Annotated in this window: 9 protein-coding genes and 1 pseudogene; 8 read left to right on the forward strand and 2 right to left on the reverse strand. The window is 35.8% G+C overall.

What is annotated here, in order from left to right; all coding sequences use genetic code 11:
- Positions 1–187: 187 nt before the first annotated feature.
- A pseudogene (locus tag J2Z35_RS05770) lies at positions 188–640 on the forward strand (ROK family protein); the annotation flags it as partial.
- Here J2Z35_RS05770 and J2Z35_RS05775 read toward each other — a convergent pair.
- Positions 637–1965, reverse strand: a complete 1329-nt coding sequence (locus tag J2Z35_RS05775) for a DUF1343 domain-containing protein (RefSeq protein ID WP_209660411.1) — start codon at positions 1963–1965, stop codon at positions 637–639. The pseudogene J2Z35_RS05770 and the gene J2Z35_RS05775 overlap by 4 nt on opposite strands.
- A 290-nt stretch (positions 1966–2255) precedes the next feature.
- Between J2Z35_RS05775 and J2Z35_RS05780 the strand changes: the two genes are divergently transcribed.
- From J2Z35_RS05780 to J2Z35_RS05800, 5 genes are all read left to right on the forward strand, one after another.
- Positions 2256–3407: a baeRF7 domain-containing protein gene (locus J2Z35_RS05780; RefSeq protein WP_209660413.1), complete on the forward strand. Its 1152-nt coding sequence runs from the start codon at positions 2256–2258 to the stop codon at positions 3405–3407.
- Positions 3408–3592: 185 nt separating this feature from the next.
- Positions 3593–4297, forward strand: coding sequence for an ABC transporter ATP-binding protein (locus tag J2Z35_RS05785; RefSeq protein ID WP_209660415.1), 705 nt, complete (start codon positions 3593–3595; stop codon positions 4295–4297).
- Positions 4294–6657 (forward strand): ABC transporter permease, encoded by a 2364-nt coding sequence (locus J2Z35_RS05790; RefSeq protein ID WP_209660417.1) that lies wholly within the window; start codon positions 4294–4296, stop codon positions 6655–6657. Before J2Z35_RS05785 ends, J2Z35_RS05790 begins: the two co-directional genes overlap by 4 nt.
- Positions 6658–6667: 10 nt before the next feature.
- Positions 6668–7909 carry an efflux RND transporter periplasmic adaptor subunit gene (locus J2Z35_RS05795; RefSeq protein WP_209660419.1) on the forward strand — a complete coding sequence of 414 codons (1242 nt, stop codon included), beginning with the start codon at positions 6668–6670 and terminating at the stop codon, positions 7907–7909.
- 200 nt (positions 7910–8109) lie between these two features.
- Positions 8110–8898: a tryptophan-rich sensory protein gene (locus J2Z35_RS05800; protein WP_209660420.1), complete on the forward strand. Its 789-nt coding sequence runs from the start codon at positions 8110–8112 to the stop codon at positions 8896–8898.
- Positions 8899–9033: 135 nt separating this feature from the next.
- Here J2Z35_RS05800 and J2Z35_RS05805 read toward each other — a convergent pair whose 3' ends face one another.
- Positions 9034–10974, reverse strand: a complete 1941-nt coding sequence (locus J2Z35_RS05805; RefSeq protein WP_209660422.1) for an ATP-dependent metallopeptidase FtsH/Yme1/Tma family protein — start codon at positions 10972–10974, stop codon at positions 9034–9036.
- A gap of 223 nt (positions 10975–11197) precedes the next feature.
- Between J2Z35_RS05805 and J2Z35_RS05810 the strand changes: the two genes are divergently transcribed.
- Both J2Z35_RS05810 and J2Z35_RS05815 read left to right on the forward strand, forming a co-directional pair.
- A complete protein-coding gene (locus tag J2Z35_RS05810; protein ID WP_209660424.1) occupies positions 11198–13714 on the forward strand; it encodes an ABC transporter substrate-binding protein in 2517 nt (838 codons plus the stop codon).
- A gap of 248 nt (positions 13715–13962) precedes the next feature.
- A complete protein-coding gene (locus J2Z35_RS05815; protein WP_209660426.1) occupies positions 13963–15240 on the forward strand; it encodes a hypothetical protein in 1278 nt (425 codons plus the stop codon).
- The last annotated feature ends 148 nt before the right edge of the window (positions 15241–15388 follow it).

Raw genomic sequence — 15388 nt, forward strand, 5'->3', positions numbered from 1 at the left:
TTTCATACATATAATTATATCATTTTAAAATGGGTATTAATTTACGAAAATATGAAATAAGGGAGGCAGGTTATGAAGGGATATATAGGGCTTGATATAGGCGGTACTAAGATACTAGGAGCTCTTTTTGATAAAAATGGAAAAGTTATAAAATTAGAGATTTTAATTTAAAAAAAATGAAGGGGCATTTTGCGGTTGTCATGGCAAAGGCTGCCTTGAAGCATACTCTTCAAAGACTGGCATACAAAAGGAGATAATAGAGCAAATCAAAAAGGGAAGAAAAACTGCCCTCAAGGAATATTTAGAGGAAGATGGAGATATAATTAAAAGCTCTAGCCTTGAGAAGGCATATGAAGATAAGGATGAGCTCTGCGTAGAGGTAATAGATAGGGCTTGCTACTATCTTGGAATAGCTACAGGGAGCCTTATTAATATATTAAACCCTGACCTTATAATATTTGGTGGAGGAATAATGGAATCTATGGGAAAAGAGCTTCTTCCTCTAATAGAAAAAGAAGCCCGTAGACATACTATGCCCGGACTTCTTGATAGTGTAGACTTTGAGCTTTCCCATCTAAGTTATGACGCTGGAATCATAGGGGCGTACCACTTGATTAAAGACGCACTAGATGTAGATTAATCATATATAAGATAGTTTTTTCTTAGCTCTTTGAATCTTTGAACCTCTGCCTGATAGCTAGCAACTATTTGGTCCCCAGTTCGCTTATTTAAAAGATCCTTTCCAAATCTAGCTCCACCCATGTTTTTTTCAAACATTGGAATCACGCCGTTTTTTTCTATAGGAACTGTTAGAGGCTTTTGGAGGTTTGCAGTTGATAGTATATAAACACCTGTGAGTGCAGGGTTAAACGCATGATAGTCTGTAACACTTAGCTTCACTCCGCCCCTATCTCCTTTTACTTCAGGAATGAATACTATTCCAGGGAGATTGTGGGCGTTTAGTGCGTTTGCAAGGGCGTTGCTATCATAGCCTTTTCCTCCAACCCATGTAAATTTGTCGCCTTGCCCCATTCCAGTACCATCACCTATACCAGTTGCCATATAGGCAAAGGCCGACTCTATGTTAGGAATATTTGGTGATGTCTGTACAAATGGAAGACCAGTATCTTGCCATATCATATTGCGGCTGTAGTTTTTCATAGGCACTATCTTTACATCTGCCCCGATATTTCTGTTAAAAAAAAGTGCAAGCTCTCCTGCTGTCATGCCGTGAGCCATTGGCATATTGTCTACTCCAACAAATGTCTTATACTTGTCTTCAAGGACATACCCCTCGACATTTAATCCACCCACAGGGTTTGGCCTATCTAGTACCACTATAGTTTTGCCGTTTTCCTTGGCAGCTATCATTGCGTAGTTGAGGGTAGACATATAGGTATAGGTTCTAGAGCCAATGTCTTGCATATCGAATATAAGTACATCTACGTTACTTAGCATCTGAGGAGATGGCTTTCTGGTTTTTCCATAAAGACTATATACAGGAAGGTTGAGAGTAGTATCCGTATAAGAATCAACGTAGGCTCCAGCTACAGCCTTGCCATCAAGTCCATGCTCTGGTGAGTATATGGATGTAAGATTAGCCCCATTATATCTGTAAAGTATATCTACTGTTCTTTCAAGCTTTGAGTTCACCCCTGTATGATTTGTAATCAGGCCAACTCTTTTTCCGTCTATAAGATGAGAATACTCTGTCAGTAGTCTTTCATTTCCAAGTACGGTGCTATATAAAGGTATATCATCTTTTGATGTATTGGAATCTTTAAGTGGTAAATCTTCTGCTATAGTAGTCTCTAATGCCTTAGCGTTTAAAAAAGCTCTAAGGGTGCCAAAGTATTCGCTTCCTTCATAGGACGATGCAAAAGAAATACTTGAAAATCCAATTAACGATATTGTTAAAAGTGCTATTATCCTTTTAATTTTAATCACTCCCAAACTGTAAATCATAAGTATATTATTATCATAAATTCTAAAAATAAATTGACCATCAAAACTCGCTTTTATTATGTTTATAAGCTTATATTACCACTTTAAAAGGTAGGTAGATATTAAATATTGTTTACAGTATAATCCAGCCTCTAGATTAAAAATATTTTTTAATATTAATTAACGCAATGGCTTTTTTAGAGGAGAATCAATTATTTCATTAGGTTTATTCATATCACATATGGGTAAACAAAATATAAGAAGAGACGTCTTCTTATAAAACGATACACAAAAGCTTAGGAGGTTAAACTATGGAAGTGATTAGAATTGATGATTTAAGATACCTTATTGAAAACAACAAACAGCCCTCCATTAGTATGTATATGCCGACAGAGCCAGGTGATAAGGACAAAAACAGAATCATGTTTAAAAACTCAATTTCAAAGGCTAAAGATATGGCCAAAGAAAAGGGATTTGACACTACAAATCTAGAAAAGTCAATCAAGCCATTTATGACAATGGCTGAAGATTTAGAATTCCTTGTAGGCCAAAGAGAAGGCCTTGCAGTTTTTATAAATGATGAAGGTGCTAAGGTGTTTAGATTGCCCCACAAATTCCAAGAGGCAGTGATGGTGGACAAGATATTCCATATCAAGCCTCTGATGCCTATTATTACAGAGGATGCGGATTTTTTTATACTACAGCTTAGCAAAAATAAAATCAAGCTCTATGAGGCAGATAGGTTTGAAATTAAGGAAATAGAAATCGAAGGACTTCCAAAAAATATGGATGATGCCCTTCAATATGATATATCTCAGATTCATTTCGGAAAAATACCTCAAAAAACTGGTTCAGTTGGTCAAAACAGTATATCTACCTATCATGGACACGGCATAGGAGATGAAACAGAAAAGGAATTTACATTGAGATTCTGTCAGGTAATAGAAAAATATATATCAGGGTATATAAAAGGAAAAAATAAGCCCCTTATTATAGCGGCTGTAGATTATGTACAGTCTATATATAAGGAAGCGAGTTCTTTTGAAAATATACTTCCAAAAGGAATATCTGGAAATCCTGATATGATGACACCTGATGAGCTTAGAAAAGAGGGTTGGGAAATCATAAGACCTGAATTTTTAAACTATATAAATGAAGCTAAAAAGCTTTATGGAAATATGTCAGGCAGTGACAAGGTATCTGAGTCTATACATGAAATAGTAAAGGCCTCAAGATTCCAAAGAATTGACACTTTATTTTTATCTATGGATGCCCCTGAAATACTTGGAGTATATGATGAAGAAAACAACCTAGTAAACTCAGATAATCCTTCAGATGAAAAGGCAGAAGACTTAATTGGTATGTCTGTAAGGCAGACTCTTTTAAACGGTGGTAAGATATATTATATTCCTCAGGACGAGATGCCTAACAAAAATCATATAGGTGCTATATTAAGATTCTAATAGAATCAGACAAAAAACTAGGAAAAATATATTTTTCCTAGTTTTTTTAGTGTATAATATGACTACGCAGTCACATTATATCTGATAATTTAGAAAATATATTTTTGAGGACTTTAGGATTTAGGATAAACGGGTATTAATTAAAAAATAATCAGCTCAAATAATACATAGAAAGGAGCTCATTTATGGGAGTTCTTGTAAAAGGGGAAAATGTATCGAAGGTCTATAAAATGGGGGAAGTGGATATATATGCTCTTTCATCGGTGAGCTTTGAGATATATGATAGTGAGCTTCTTGTAATACTAGGACCTTCAGGCTCAGGAAAGAGTACCCTGCTGAATATAGTGGGAGGTATGGATACTCTTACATCTGGAGAGCTTTACTACAGGGAAAAGGCGCTACATAAGGGCGGAAGAAGACTCCTTACAGAGTATAGAAGGGATGCTGTAGGATTTGTATTTCAATTTTATAATCTTATGCCAAATCTTACTGCCATAGAAAATGTAGATCTTGCGAGAGAGATATCTCAAAGTCCTCTAAATGCAGAGCAGATGCTCGATAGTGTAGGACTCCTTGCTAGAAAAGACCATTTTCCGGCTCAGCTTTCAGGAGGAGAGCAGCAAAGGGTTGCAATAGCAAGAGCACTTGCAAAAAATCCTGAGATACTCCTTTGCGATGAGCCTACAGGGGCACTTGATTCTACTTCAAGCAGAGAGGTGCTAAAAATACTTAGAAAGTTTTCAACTGAGTTTAAAAAAACAGTAATCATCATCACCCATGAGGCATCTATAGCAAACATGGCAGACAGGGTAATGTATATCAGGGATGGAAAAATAGAAAAAATAGTAAAAAACGAAAATCCGATTGGAGCAGATGAGGTGGTTTTATGACCCTTAATAAAAAACTACTTAGAGACCTCCTAGACAACAAGGGTGCAAATATTGCGGCCATGGTCGTAATAGCCATTGGGCTGATGATGTATACTTCCTTTTCAATGGTTATGGACACTCTTCTTGTGTCTAAAGCTGAGTTTTATAGTGCAAGTAATTTTCCAGATGGTTTTGTAAGCGTAATATCGATGCCAAGGAGCAAGATAGAAGATATAAGAGGTATAGATGGTATTGACAAGGCTTATGGAAGGCTTATGGAGGATATTCGAATAGAAGACCAGTTTGGAGCGCCATCAAATGAAACAAAATATCTTAGAATGATAAGCACAGGAACATCTATAGGAAACTATGTACTTATGGAAGGAAATGAGCCTAGGGATGGGGAACTCGAAGGGGTTTTTGACCCTATGTTTGCACAGGCAAACGGACTCAAAGTTGGAGACTCTGTACCTGTGATTGCATACGGAAGAAAACTGGATATAAGAATTAGCGGGATAGGAAGGAGTGCAGAGTACATATATGCACTTAGAAGTCAGGCTGAGATATATCCTGACCCAGTGATATTTGGGACTGTCTTTATCCCCCTTTCTTCCCTTTCGAGTATTACTGGAAAAAACCATTTTACTGATATCATATATACCCTAGATGAAAATACATCCTTTAATAAGATAAGGCAACAGATGGAAAGAGAACTTAGACCCTATGGCTTTATGGGGATTATAGAGAGGGAAGACCAGGTAAGTGATTTAATGCTAAATACGGAGTTAAATCAGCTTGAATCCACAACTGTGGCACTACCCCTTGTATTTCTTTCAGTTGCTTCTATGATACTTTATATTATGATTAAGCGTATGGTTGAAAAGCAAAGAGGGCAGATAGGGATACTAAAGGCATTTGGATACTCAAATCTTGAGGTGAGTATTCATTTTACCCTATATGCAGTTGCAATTGGATTTTTGGGAGGAATACTTGGAGGACTTCTTGGAATGGCTCTTTCAAATCCTCTTATAAACTTATACAGACCTTTTTTCAATATGCCTCTTTATGACACCATATTTTCAATAAAATATTTTTTCCAAAGCATACTCCTTTCTTGTGTATTTGGAGTCATTGCAGGATATAGGGGGAGCAAGGGAGCCATAAAGCTCTCTCCTGCAGAAGCAATGAGGGAAAGAGAACCAGTAACTGGGAGCAGATCTATATTTGAAAAAATACCTTTTATACTCCTTGTGGTTACATCAAGGGGAAAGATGGCCCTTAGAAATATATCAAGAAGTCCAGCTAGAAGCTTTTTTGTGCTTATTGGTATAGCTTTTACCTTTGCTCTTTCTGTGGTACCTTGGACATTTATGGGGCAAATAGATGTAATGCTCTTTGACAGATATGATGAGGTGGAAAAATATGATGTAAGAGTTTATTTAAGTGGTATGTCCTCACTTGAACTGTCAGAAAAAGAGCTTTTAAGACAGGAAGATGTGACTCTGTCAGAGGGGATTCTTGATATATCAGGATTTATCACAAATGCACATATCAGAGAGGCAGTCCCAATTACAGGTCTTAGAAGGGACAACAAGCTTTATACTGTACTTGATGATTCTAAAAACAGAATTTATATAGAAAAAGGAGGAATTGTCCTTCCAAGAAGAGTAGCAGATAGGTTAAATGTCAAAACAGGAGATAAAGTCACCTTTGAAAGTCCTTATATGAGAAATAAGGATGAAAAAGAGGAGATAAGGGTAATCGATGTAATAGATCAGAGTGTTGGAATAAATGCATATATGGAAATCGAATATCTATCTGATATTCTTGGTTATCCTCCTGCTGCAAACTCCATACTGTTAGCTTCACGGGAGGGAGTAGCTGAAAGTCTTAAGGTAGTTTATGAGGATAGCTCTGTAATTACAGGAATAAACGATAGCAATGAAATGATAGAAAAGATGAGGCAGTTTCTTGAAAGTTATACTGGGACTATGTTTTATGTGGCACTAATTGCTATAATAATGGGATTTGCAATAGTCTACAACTCTTATGTAATAATACTTTCAGAGAGAAAGCACGAGCTATCATCTCTTATGGTACTTGGAATGAGTGAAAAAGAGGTTCTTTCCATAATCACTTTCGAGCAGTGGTTTATAGCCTTCTTTGGGATGATATTTGGAATTCCCCTTGCACAGGCTACAATAACTGCAATAGGAGAGGCTGCAAGTAGCGATATGTTTACAATGAATATAAAAATAGACTTAAACTCAATCATCATTGCAATGATTATCACTGTATTTTCAATAGTGATAGCTCAAATAATGGCGTCAAGAAAGATTAAGAAGCTTAATATAGCTGATGCCCTAAAATCTAACGAATAGAGGTGCAGAAATGAAAAAATCTGTAAAGATAGGTATACTAATACTCCTTGTATTTATCTCAGGGGCAGCTATGTACTATTATAACAACCTTCCCCTTGAGGTTGATGCTGAGAGAGTTGAAAAAATGACCCTTGTAAGCGACTTTAAAGAAAATGCAAAGATAGTTCCTCAGGATAGATATTCTGTGTCTGCTCCATATGATGGTAGGGTAAAGACAGTTGTAAAGGCAGGAGATAGAGTACAAAGAGGTCAGCTTATTGCAGTACTTGATGATAGTGATTTGAGATATAGCGTAAGGCAAATTAACGGCCAGATTTCTTCACTATCTGGACAAAGAGCAATGGCTTCTCCTGAGATTTTTCAGTCTCAAGTTGAGTCCTTAAATATTGGAATTGAGATGGCAAAAACAGATATACAGAGACTTGAGCAGGATTATCAAAGGTATAGCTCGCTATATGAAAGTGGAGCTATACCTAAAATAGAGCTTGAAGGAATAGAAAAAGCCCTAGAAGATGCAAATAGCGGTCTTTTATTAAGAGAAAAAGAACTTGAGCTAATATATGAAACTTCAAGGGAAAAATCTGGAACCGATGCCTTTTACTCTGGACAAAGACAGGCTCTTTTAGCTCAAAGAGATTCATTAAATGACAGAATAGCAAAGTCAAATGTCTATGCTCCTGCATCTGGAATAGTCACTCAGGTATATGTAAATGAGGGTGGGGTAGCGAGCAGTATGTCACCTATGCTTGATATATCTGCAACGGAAAAGGTTGTTGCAAGGGCTGATATCCTTGTAAGAGATGCAGCGGCTCTTGCTATAGGGGACAAAGTGACTGTAATCCAAAAGATAAGAAACGATGAAAATAACTATGAAGGCAGGATAAGCTCCATAAGCTCATATGCAAAGACATCAATATCGCCCCTCGGCCTTGAGGAGCAAAGGGTTGAGGTTGATATAGAATTTGAAAGAGCAGGAGAGCTATTCATAGGATATGACCTAGATATAGTTATAGAAACCTTAAGACTGGAAAATATAATAGCCCTTCCGAAACTTAGCACTTTTAGAGAAAATGGGGAGTATTATGTCTGGAAAATAGAAGGAGATATACTTGTAAAGCAGCAAATTAAAGTAGGATATGAGTCTGACTTTGAAATGGAAATAATTTCAGGCCTCGAAGAAGGGGATATAATAATTACAGACCCTAATAATACTAGTCTTGAAGAGGGAAAAAAAGTCAGCTATGAGCTATAAAAGAAAAAGTTTGGGATAAAGTCATAAAATAGAAAAAATTAAGTAAATTATTGACTTAGCTATTTATTCCCCCTTTTATAAAGTGTATAATTAATTTAACTTTGTGTTTAATTGTATTTTATAACATAAACCTTAAATAAAGGGTATAAATTATCTTATAGAATTATATAAAGTAAAAAAATTAAAAAGGGGGAGCATTGATGCAGCACTATACTAGGGAAAAAAGAGGTATAAAGGTTCTCAATCTCATTTTTTTCTTGATTATGATTGTCCTAAATGGCCTTGCAAATACTACTTTGATAGGAGGAGTAAGTACTGAGGTCATTTCAGATAGATATAAAAATCTATTTACGCCAGCTGGGATTACCTTCGCAATCTGGGGTGTGATTTATCTAGCCCTAGGATACTTTGTGGTATTTCAGCTTGGCAAATCAAGCTACGGAAGTAAGAAAAAAGAAGCTCTTGAAAAGATAGGCCCCCTTTTTATAATAAGCTGTATCCTAAATGGCTCATGGCTTATAGCCTGGGGATATGATTTGATTCCTCTTAGCCTTGGAATTATGTTCCTTCTTTTAATCACACTTTATACAATATACTTCAAAATCCATAGCATGAAGGACTATCTTTACAATGATGAAAAAAGAGCATTTATCATACCTTTTTCTCTGTATACTGCATGGATAACAGTTGCCATAATTGCAAATTTAGCTGCCTTTTTTAAGTATATAGAGTGGGGAGGATTTGGGTTATCTGAAACCTTTTGGATAATATTTAGCATTATATTTGCAACACTTGTAAACCTTCTATTTATATATGGGAAGTCAGATATTTTCTTTGGTCTTGTGGGAGTATGGGCTCTTAGCGGTATAGCATATGCAAGATATGAAGAGGGAAATGTCCTGCCAGTAGGATATGTTGCAGTAGCAGGAGCGGTAGTGATTTTAATATCTATACTACTTAATATTATTAGAAATAGAAAATCAAACTAAAAAAAGATACGTTTTAATATATAGTTTTTTTAAGGTAGATAAAGCTTGATATTAAAAAAGGTGATTAGAAGGATGAGTATTCCTTCTTATCACCTTTAATTTTTGAAAATTTTGGATTGATTTAATTAGATTGATTTAGTTGGTAGAGTCCTTATTTAAATCTACGTCTTTAGATTCTAATATCTCATCATCTTCTTCTCGATTGACTATTCTTATAAAATGCTCGGCATCCACAATAGATTTTTCCATTAGAATTTGAGCTAGCTCATCTAATATATCTCTTTCTCTAAGGAGTATGGATTTAGTTTCCCTAAATAGCTCTTCTCCTAAGGCCTTAGCGTCCTTGATATAATCATCACTTGGACGAGTCATTCCAAGGACATCAAGGTTTATTACGCTATCATGCATACCCCAGGTCTTTATGATTTGGGATATAATCTGAGTAGCCTGCTCTATATCTCCTACAGCACCGGTTGTAATATCATCTTCTGAAGAGGCTATCAATGTTTCAGCTGCTCTACCACCATAGAGCATTTTAACCCTGTTTTTCATATCTGCCTTGCTCTGAAGACCTTCTTTAGGTTGGTTGAGAGTATACCCTCCTGCTCCTGAAGTAGTTGGAAGTATACTTACTTCAAGGATTGGGCTGCCTAGTCTATGGCCAACTATAGCGTGACCGGCCTCATGGTAAGCTACAATTTTTCTTTGATCTTCTGAATCAGAAGGATTGTCCTTTTTATCCCCTTTAATAAGAATTCTCAGATATGCATCATCTATATCTTCTTGCTTTACAAGCTCATGACCTTTTGTAACCGCTTTTATTGCAGCCTCATTTAAAAGGTTTTCAAGCTCTGAAGGACTAAAACCAAGGGTTTTTTCAGATAGCTTTTTAAGGCTTACCTCTTCACTAAGTCGTTTTTTTCTTGAATATAAGCTTAGTATACTAAGCCTCTCATCTTTATCAGGAAGGGGAACTGCAAGCTGTCTATCAAATCGTCCAGGTCTTTTAAGTGCTGGATCAAGATCTTGAAGTCTATTGGTTGCTGCGATTGTTATTACTCCTTCATTTCCAGCAAAACCATCCAGTTCATTAAGAAGGGCGGTAAGAGTCTTATCATCTTCCGATGTACCTCTATTTTGCCCCCTAGCTCCTCCTACAGAATCTATTTCATCAATAAAAACTATACAAGGAGCATTTTTTCTTGCTGTCTTATAGAGCTTTCTTACTCTTCTAGCACCAAGTCCTACATAAAGCTCTACAAAGTCTGAACCATTCACCTTGAAAAATGGAACCTTAGCTTCTCCAGCGATTGCCTTTGCCATAAGGGTTTTTCCAGTGCCAGGAGGGCCATAGAAAATGACTCCATTTGGAAGCCGTGCCCCTATCTCCTGATATTTTACAGGATTTTTTAAAAAATCAAGTATATATTTGGAGTCTTTTTTTAGGGTTGAATACCCTGCTATATTGTCAAAATTGATGTCTGGAACCTTTGTTGTAATTTCATTTTCCTTAGGGTCCATACTTCTTTGATAAAACATCAAGAAGCCGAGTATCAATAAGACAGGTATCATAATCTGTATTGTTGACAAAAGGAAAAATACAATCTGATTTGTAGGATTAAAAGTAAATACTCTGATACCTCTTTGAAGAAGTTCAGATCTAAATTCTGGATAGGCGGGATTTTCTGTTATGAATTTATAAGGACCTTTTGAAGGCACTATTTTAGCATCCACTGATGTCTCTTTCTTTTCCTCAAGTCTTTGAAGTAGCTCCGCATATTCATCTGTGACCTCAAGTCCGGTTTCTTCAAGATATGAGATAGAAGGAAGAAACTGCATATTGCTGCCATTGTTTAGGAATACGAATCTTATTTCTCCCTTTTCAAGAAGTTCCTCAAACTGAGTATAGCGCATATAGGAGACATTTTCCCTCATTTCTTTGTCCATGCGAGGAGGAAGAAGCATTGCAGCGATATACACCATAAATAGTAGTACAATAAGAAATGCAATTCTTCTTTTGGTAAGTCTTTTTTTCACTTTTTCTTTTATTTTTTCCCATTTTTCTTTTCTGCTCATATGCATCACCTATTTTAATTATACTACAATTAAGGTGTAAACAAACCATCTCTTAGGAAATTATAGGAGGCAAAATACTAGTAAAATTAAGTAAAAAAATATAAAGTTAACCTGTATATAGAAAAGTTTAACATCATAATAAAATAATATAGTATAATTGAAACAATAAATATTCGAATGGGAAGGTTTAAAGTAAATAAAATTTACCAAGGAGGGGCGGATATTGTTTTTTAAAAAGAAGAATACTAATGAGCCTATAAATACGTCTATAAGACCTCAAGAGAGTCAAATAGAAAAAAAGGCAGAGAATAAAGAAGAAAAATACATAGGGAAAAATGATTCCCCAAAGGAATCCATTGAAGATAAGGATTTATTAATGCAACACAATCAAAGTAATATGATAACTAGACTTGGAACAAAGATTGAAGAAACGGAGCTTATTGCAAGTAGTCTTATAAATACAACCAGAGAAATCAGTGCGGCTATAGAGGAGCAGCTTGTTGCAACTGAAGGTGTTGTTGATGAAATAAGTCAGTATTCTGCTCTTGCAGAGGAAGTATTTGCAAGTATCGAAAACTCCAAGGAAATAACAGATAGGACTCTTACTGTAGCAAATGAAGGGACGATAGCTATAGACAAGTCTCTTGAAGCTATGGATGAGATATCAGAGTCTGTAGTTACTGTTAAAGGGTCTGTTTCCAATCTTTATGACAAATCTCAAAGCGTAGATGAGCTTCTTGACCTTATTAAGGATATAGCGGATAGCACGAATTTGCTTGCCCTTAATGCATCTATAGAGGCGGCTAGAGCAGGAGAAGCGGGAAGAGGTTTTTCTGTTGTAGCTAGCGAGGTGAAAAAGCTTGCTACTAGAAGTATAGATTCCGTAGGACATATTAGTGATATATTAAATGAAATAAAATCAAGTATAGATGAAACAACATCTTTGATGGATGAGACAGATAGACGTGTAGAAGCTGGAAAGGCCATGTCTCTTGAAACCAAAAAAGTATTTCAAACCATAATAGATGCAGCAAAGGAGTCTACTTTAGTTTCAGAGGAGATAAATATTGCAGTATCAAAACAGCTTGAGTCACTAGAAAATGTAATAGAATCCACCCAAACAATGAATGAACATTTTTCCACGCTTTCAGGAAGTGTAGAGATTACTCTTTTGAACACGGAGTATACGAGCACATCTCTTAAGGCTATAAACAAGCTTTCATCAAATCTTAAGAATGTAAATGAGGGACTGAGCGAAAACCTTAAAGGGCTTGAGCTAGCTAGTGATGTAGTAAAGACATACATAGCCTATCCTCCTGAAAACAAGGACCCGATGATGGCGATAGATGCAGTAGAGGCTCATCTTTATGTAAACAATCACTCATCCCTAACCTTAATCAATGAAAACGGGATGATATCCCCAGGAGTTGCAAAGTTTTGGAGAGTCCTTGAAGATCAGATTACATGGGAGTTTCAGCTTAGAAAAGGTATCAAGTTTCATGATGGCTCAGAGCTTACTTCTGAAGATGTATATTTTTCATATCTAAGAATACTTGATCCAAAAACAAAATCCCCAAACAACTGGATACTATTTGACATAGAGGGTGCCAAGGAATTTGCAGATGGAAAGACAAATAGTGTATCAGGTATTGAAATCATTGATAAGTATCTTATAAGAATAAGACTATTAAGTCCTTATACAGGTTTTTTACTAAATCTGGGACAATCAATGTGTCCTATAATATCTAAAAAGGCATATGAAGAAAAAGGTGCCATAGTAGGATGTGGAGCTTTTGTTCTAGAGGATGAAGCAAATGGGGACATTACTCTAAAAGCAAATCCAGACTATTATTTAGGTGAGCCATATATCAAAGAGATTAAGCTTACTACAAATCCTTCCGAGGTAGGTGAAAACTTCAGACAGGGCAATTATGATTTTATAAAAATAGAAGAGGATGCTCTTTATAAAGAAGCTAAGGATGCTGGAGCTACGGTTGATATAGTTGATATGCTTGCTATTTACTATGTTGGATTTAATATGCTTTCAAGTCATACTATAGTATCAAATAAGGAGGCAAGGCAGGCTCTTAATCTTGCCATCAACAAAGAAAGAATAATTAAAGAGGCCCTTGGAGTCTTTGGAAGCGTAGCCTCATCTCCTATGCCATCTTCTATGCTTGGAGGAGAGGAATATAGACCTTATGACTATGACCCTCAAAGAGCTAAGGATATGCTAAGGAAAAGTGGAGTTACAAACCTAAATATCACTCTTGCTGCAAGGGATGGAAATGCAGGAGGACTGTTTAGTAAGATACTCTCTCAAGTAAAAGAAGACCTAGAAGCTATAGGGCTTAATATTGAAATATCAGATTTTTCTAGTGCAGAGTTTATGAGCCAAGAGTGTCATAAAAAACATGATTTGTACATTTCAAGATGGATTGCAGATACAGGGGACCAAGACAACTTCCTAGCGCCTTTATTTACCCCAGGAAGCTCTGCTAATTTTTCAAGTTATGAAAATCCTCAGGTTCTTGAATTGATGAAGAGCGCTAAAAAGATACTTAATCCTACTAAAAAGCTGGAGTTTTATAAACAAATAAGCTCCATACTTCATGAAGAGGCGCCATGGATATATCTTTTCCATCCAAGGGCAGGAGTTGGCTACAAGGATTATATTGGAGGAATGAATCTAAATCACCTTGGAATAATAAGGTACGAGCAGATATATAAGTCTAAATAAGAGCTGGTAAAATCAAATAATAAAATTGTAAATCGAGTTAAAGCTCTATAGTAATCTGCTACAGAAATCCTAAATACTCCATAACTAATGGCTATGTCATTACTATGGAGTATTTTTATGTGATTGTAAAATATATGAATAAGTAGAGCTTATAATAGAAGGAAAGGTTTTTCTTTCAAAATAAGAGGGTTTGTGTCATAATCTAATATAGAATATAAAATGAATTGGAAAATTTTGGAGGAAAAAAGTTGAGAATTATAGATTTAAAAGATATAACAAAGGGGCAGGACGTTCCTAAAATAGCATATAGGCCTATAAAGGCTCTTGAAGATAGGATTTATTTTGAAAAGGTGCAGGGAACCCTTGAGGAAGAATGGACTGAAGGGATATATAGATTTGATTTAGAGGACAAATCCCTTACAAAAATAGATACAGGAAGACATGATCAGGACCCATCTCTTTATGATATAGATGTTCCTGGTTCATATGAGGATGTCCTTGTAATGAAAAGCATGGACTATATGTATTACTGCGTAGCTACAGAGCTAATGAGAGAAATGCTTTTAGAGTTTTTCATTATAGACACAAGGGATGATAGCCAAAGTGAGATACTAAGCTTTACCTTCCCGAAACAAGAGTTTATATATAGAGGAATGGAGATTCTTACATCTGGGTATTTCATATTTACCCTTGCTGACTCCGAAAACCCTTTTGAAAGCACTATAAAAGACAAGGTATACCTTGTAGATATAGAGGCTAAAAGCTTATATGAAATCCATGACAATTTATTTAAGATGACATCAGGTAAAAGAGTGGTAGCAGGAGAAGAGCAAAAGCATATTCTAGTTGAAGAGACGTATCTTTCTGAAGAGGAGGAGCTTGAGCTTCTTGTATCAAATGATGTAGAGCTTGATATGGAGATTCCTGAAGACTTGACTGAGGATTTTGTGTTTCACAACTCAATCAAATACCTTCCCTTTGAAAACTTTTTAAGGCTAGTAAAGATTGGAAGCAAGAGCATGCAGTTTAGAACCCTTGACTCTATCTACAAAGAGGGTGTTCTTAGAGTGATTGGGGAGAGCGAAGCAAAGCTTTACTATAAAAAGAACAAGCATGAGTTTTTACTTCAAGAGAGTAAGGAATTGAAGGACAGGCTCATGATTGGAAAAGAAGAGATATTTTCCTTAAATAAAAACACTCTTGAAATAGACAAGATAGCTGACCTTGGTGCAGGGACTATGGTTGCCTTTGAAAATGATAAGGTATATGAAGTCCATGAGGACGAAAAAAAAGTTGATATCAAAGATGTAGATACTGAAGATTTTCTTTGTAAGTATGAAAAGGTAGAGGCTGAGAGAGAACATTTTTATGATATTTTTGCAGATAGATATCTGGTGATTGGAGTATTTGGCACAAAGGACAAGCCAAAGGAGAGCTATCTTAAGATAGTAGATACAAAAGGGGAAGAAAAGGATAGAAAATGTGAAGACTTATTTATAATAGGAGATACCGCATTTATAGGATAAAAAAAGCTGGCATTCGTGATGAATACCAGCTTTTGCTGTTTATATAAATTCAATTACTAAAACTTCGCACATGAAAATCTATATATGAACCTTGAAAATTCAATAATAATTGACAATAAAAAAGCATGAAACCATCTGGTTTTGGTAT

It is taken from the genome of Acetoanaerobium pronyense, assembly GCF_017874355.1.
GTDB lineage: Bacteria > Bacillota > Clostridia > Peptostreptococcales > Filifactoraceae > Acetoanaerobium > Acetoanaerobium pronyense.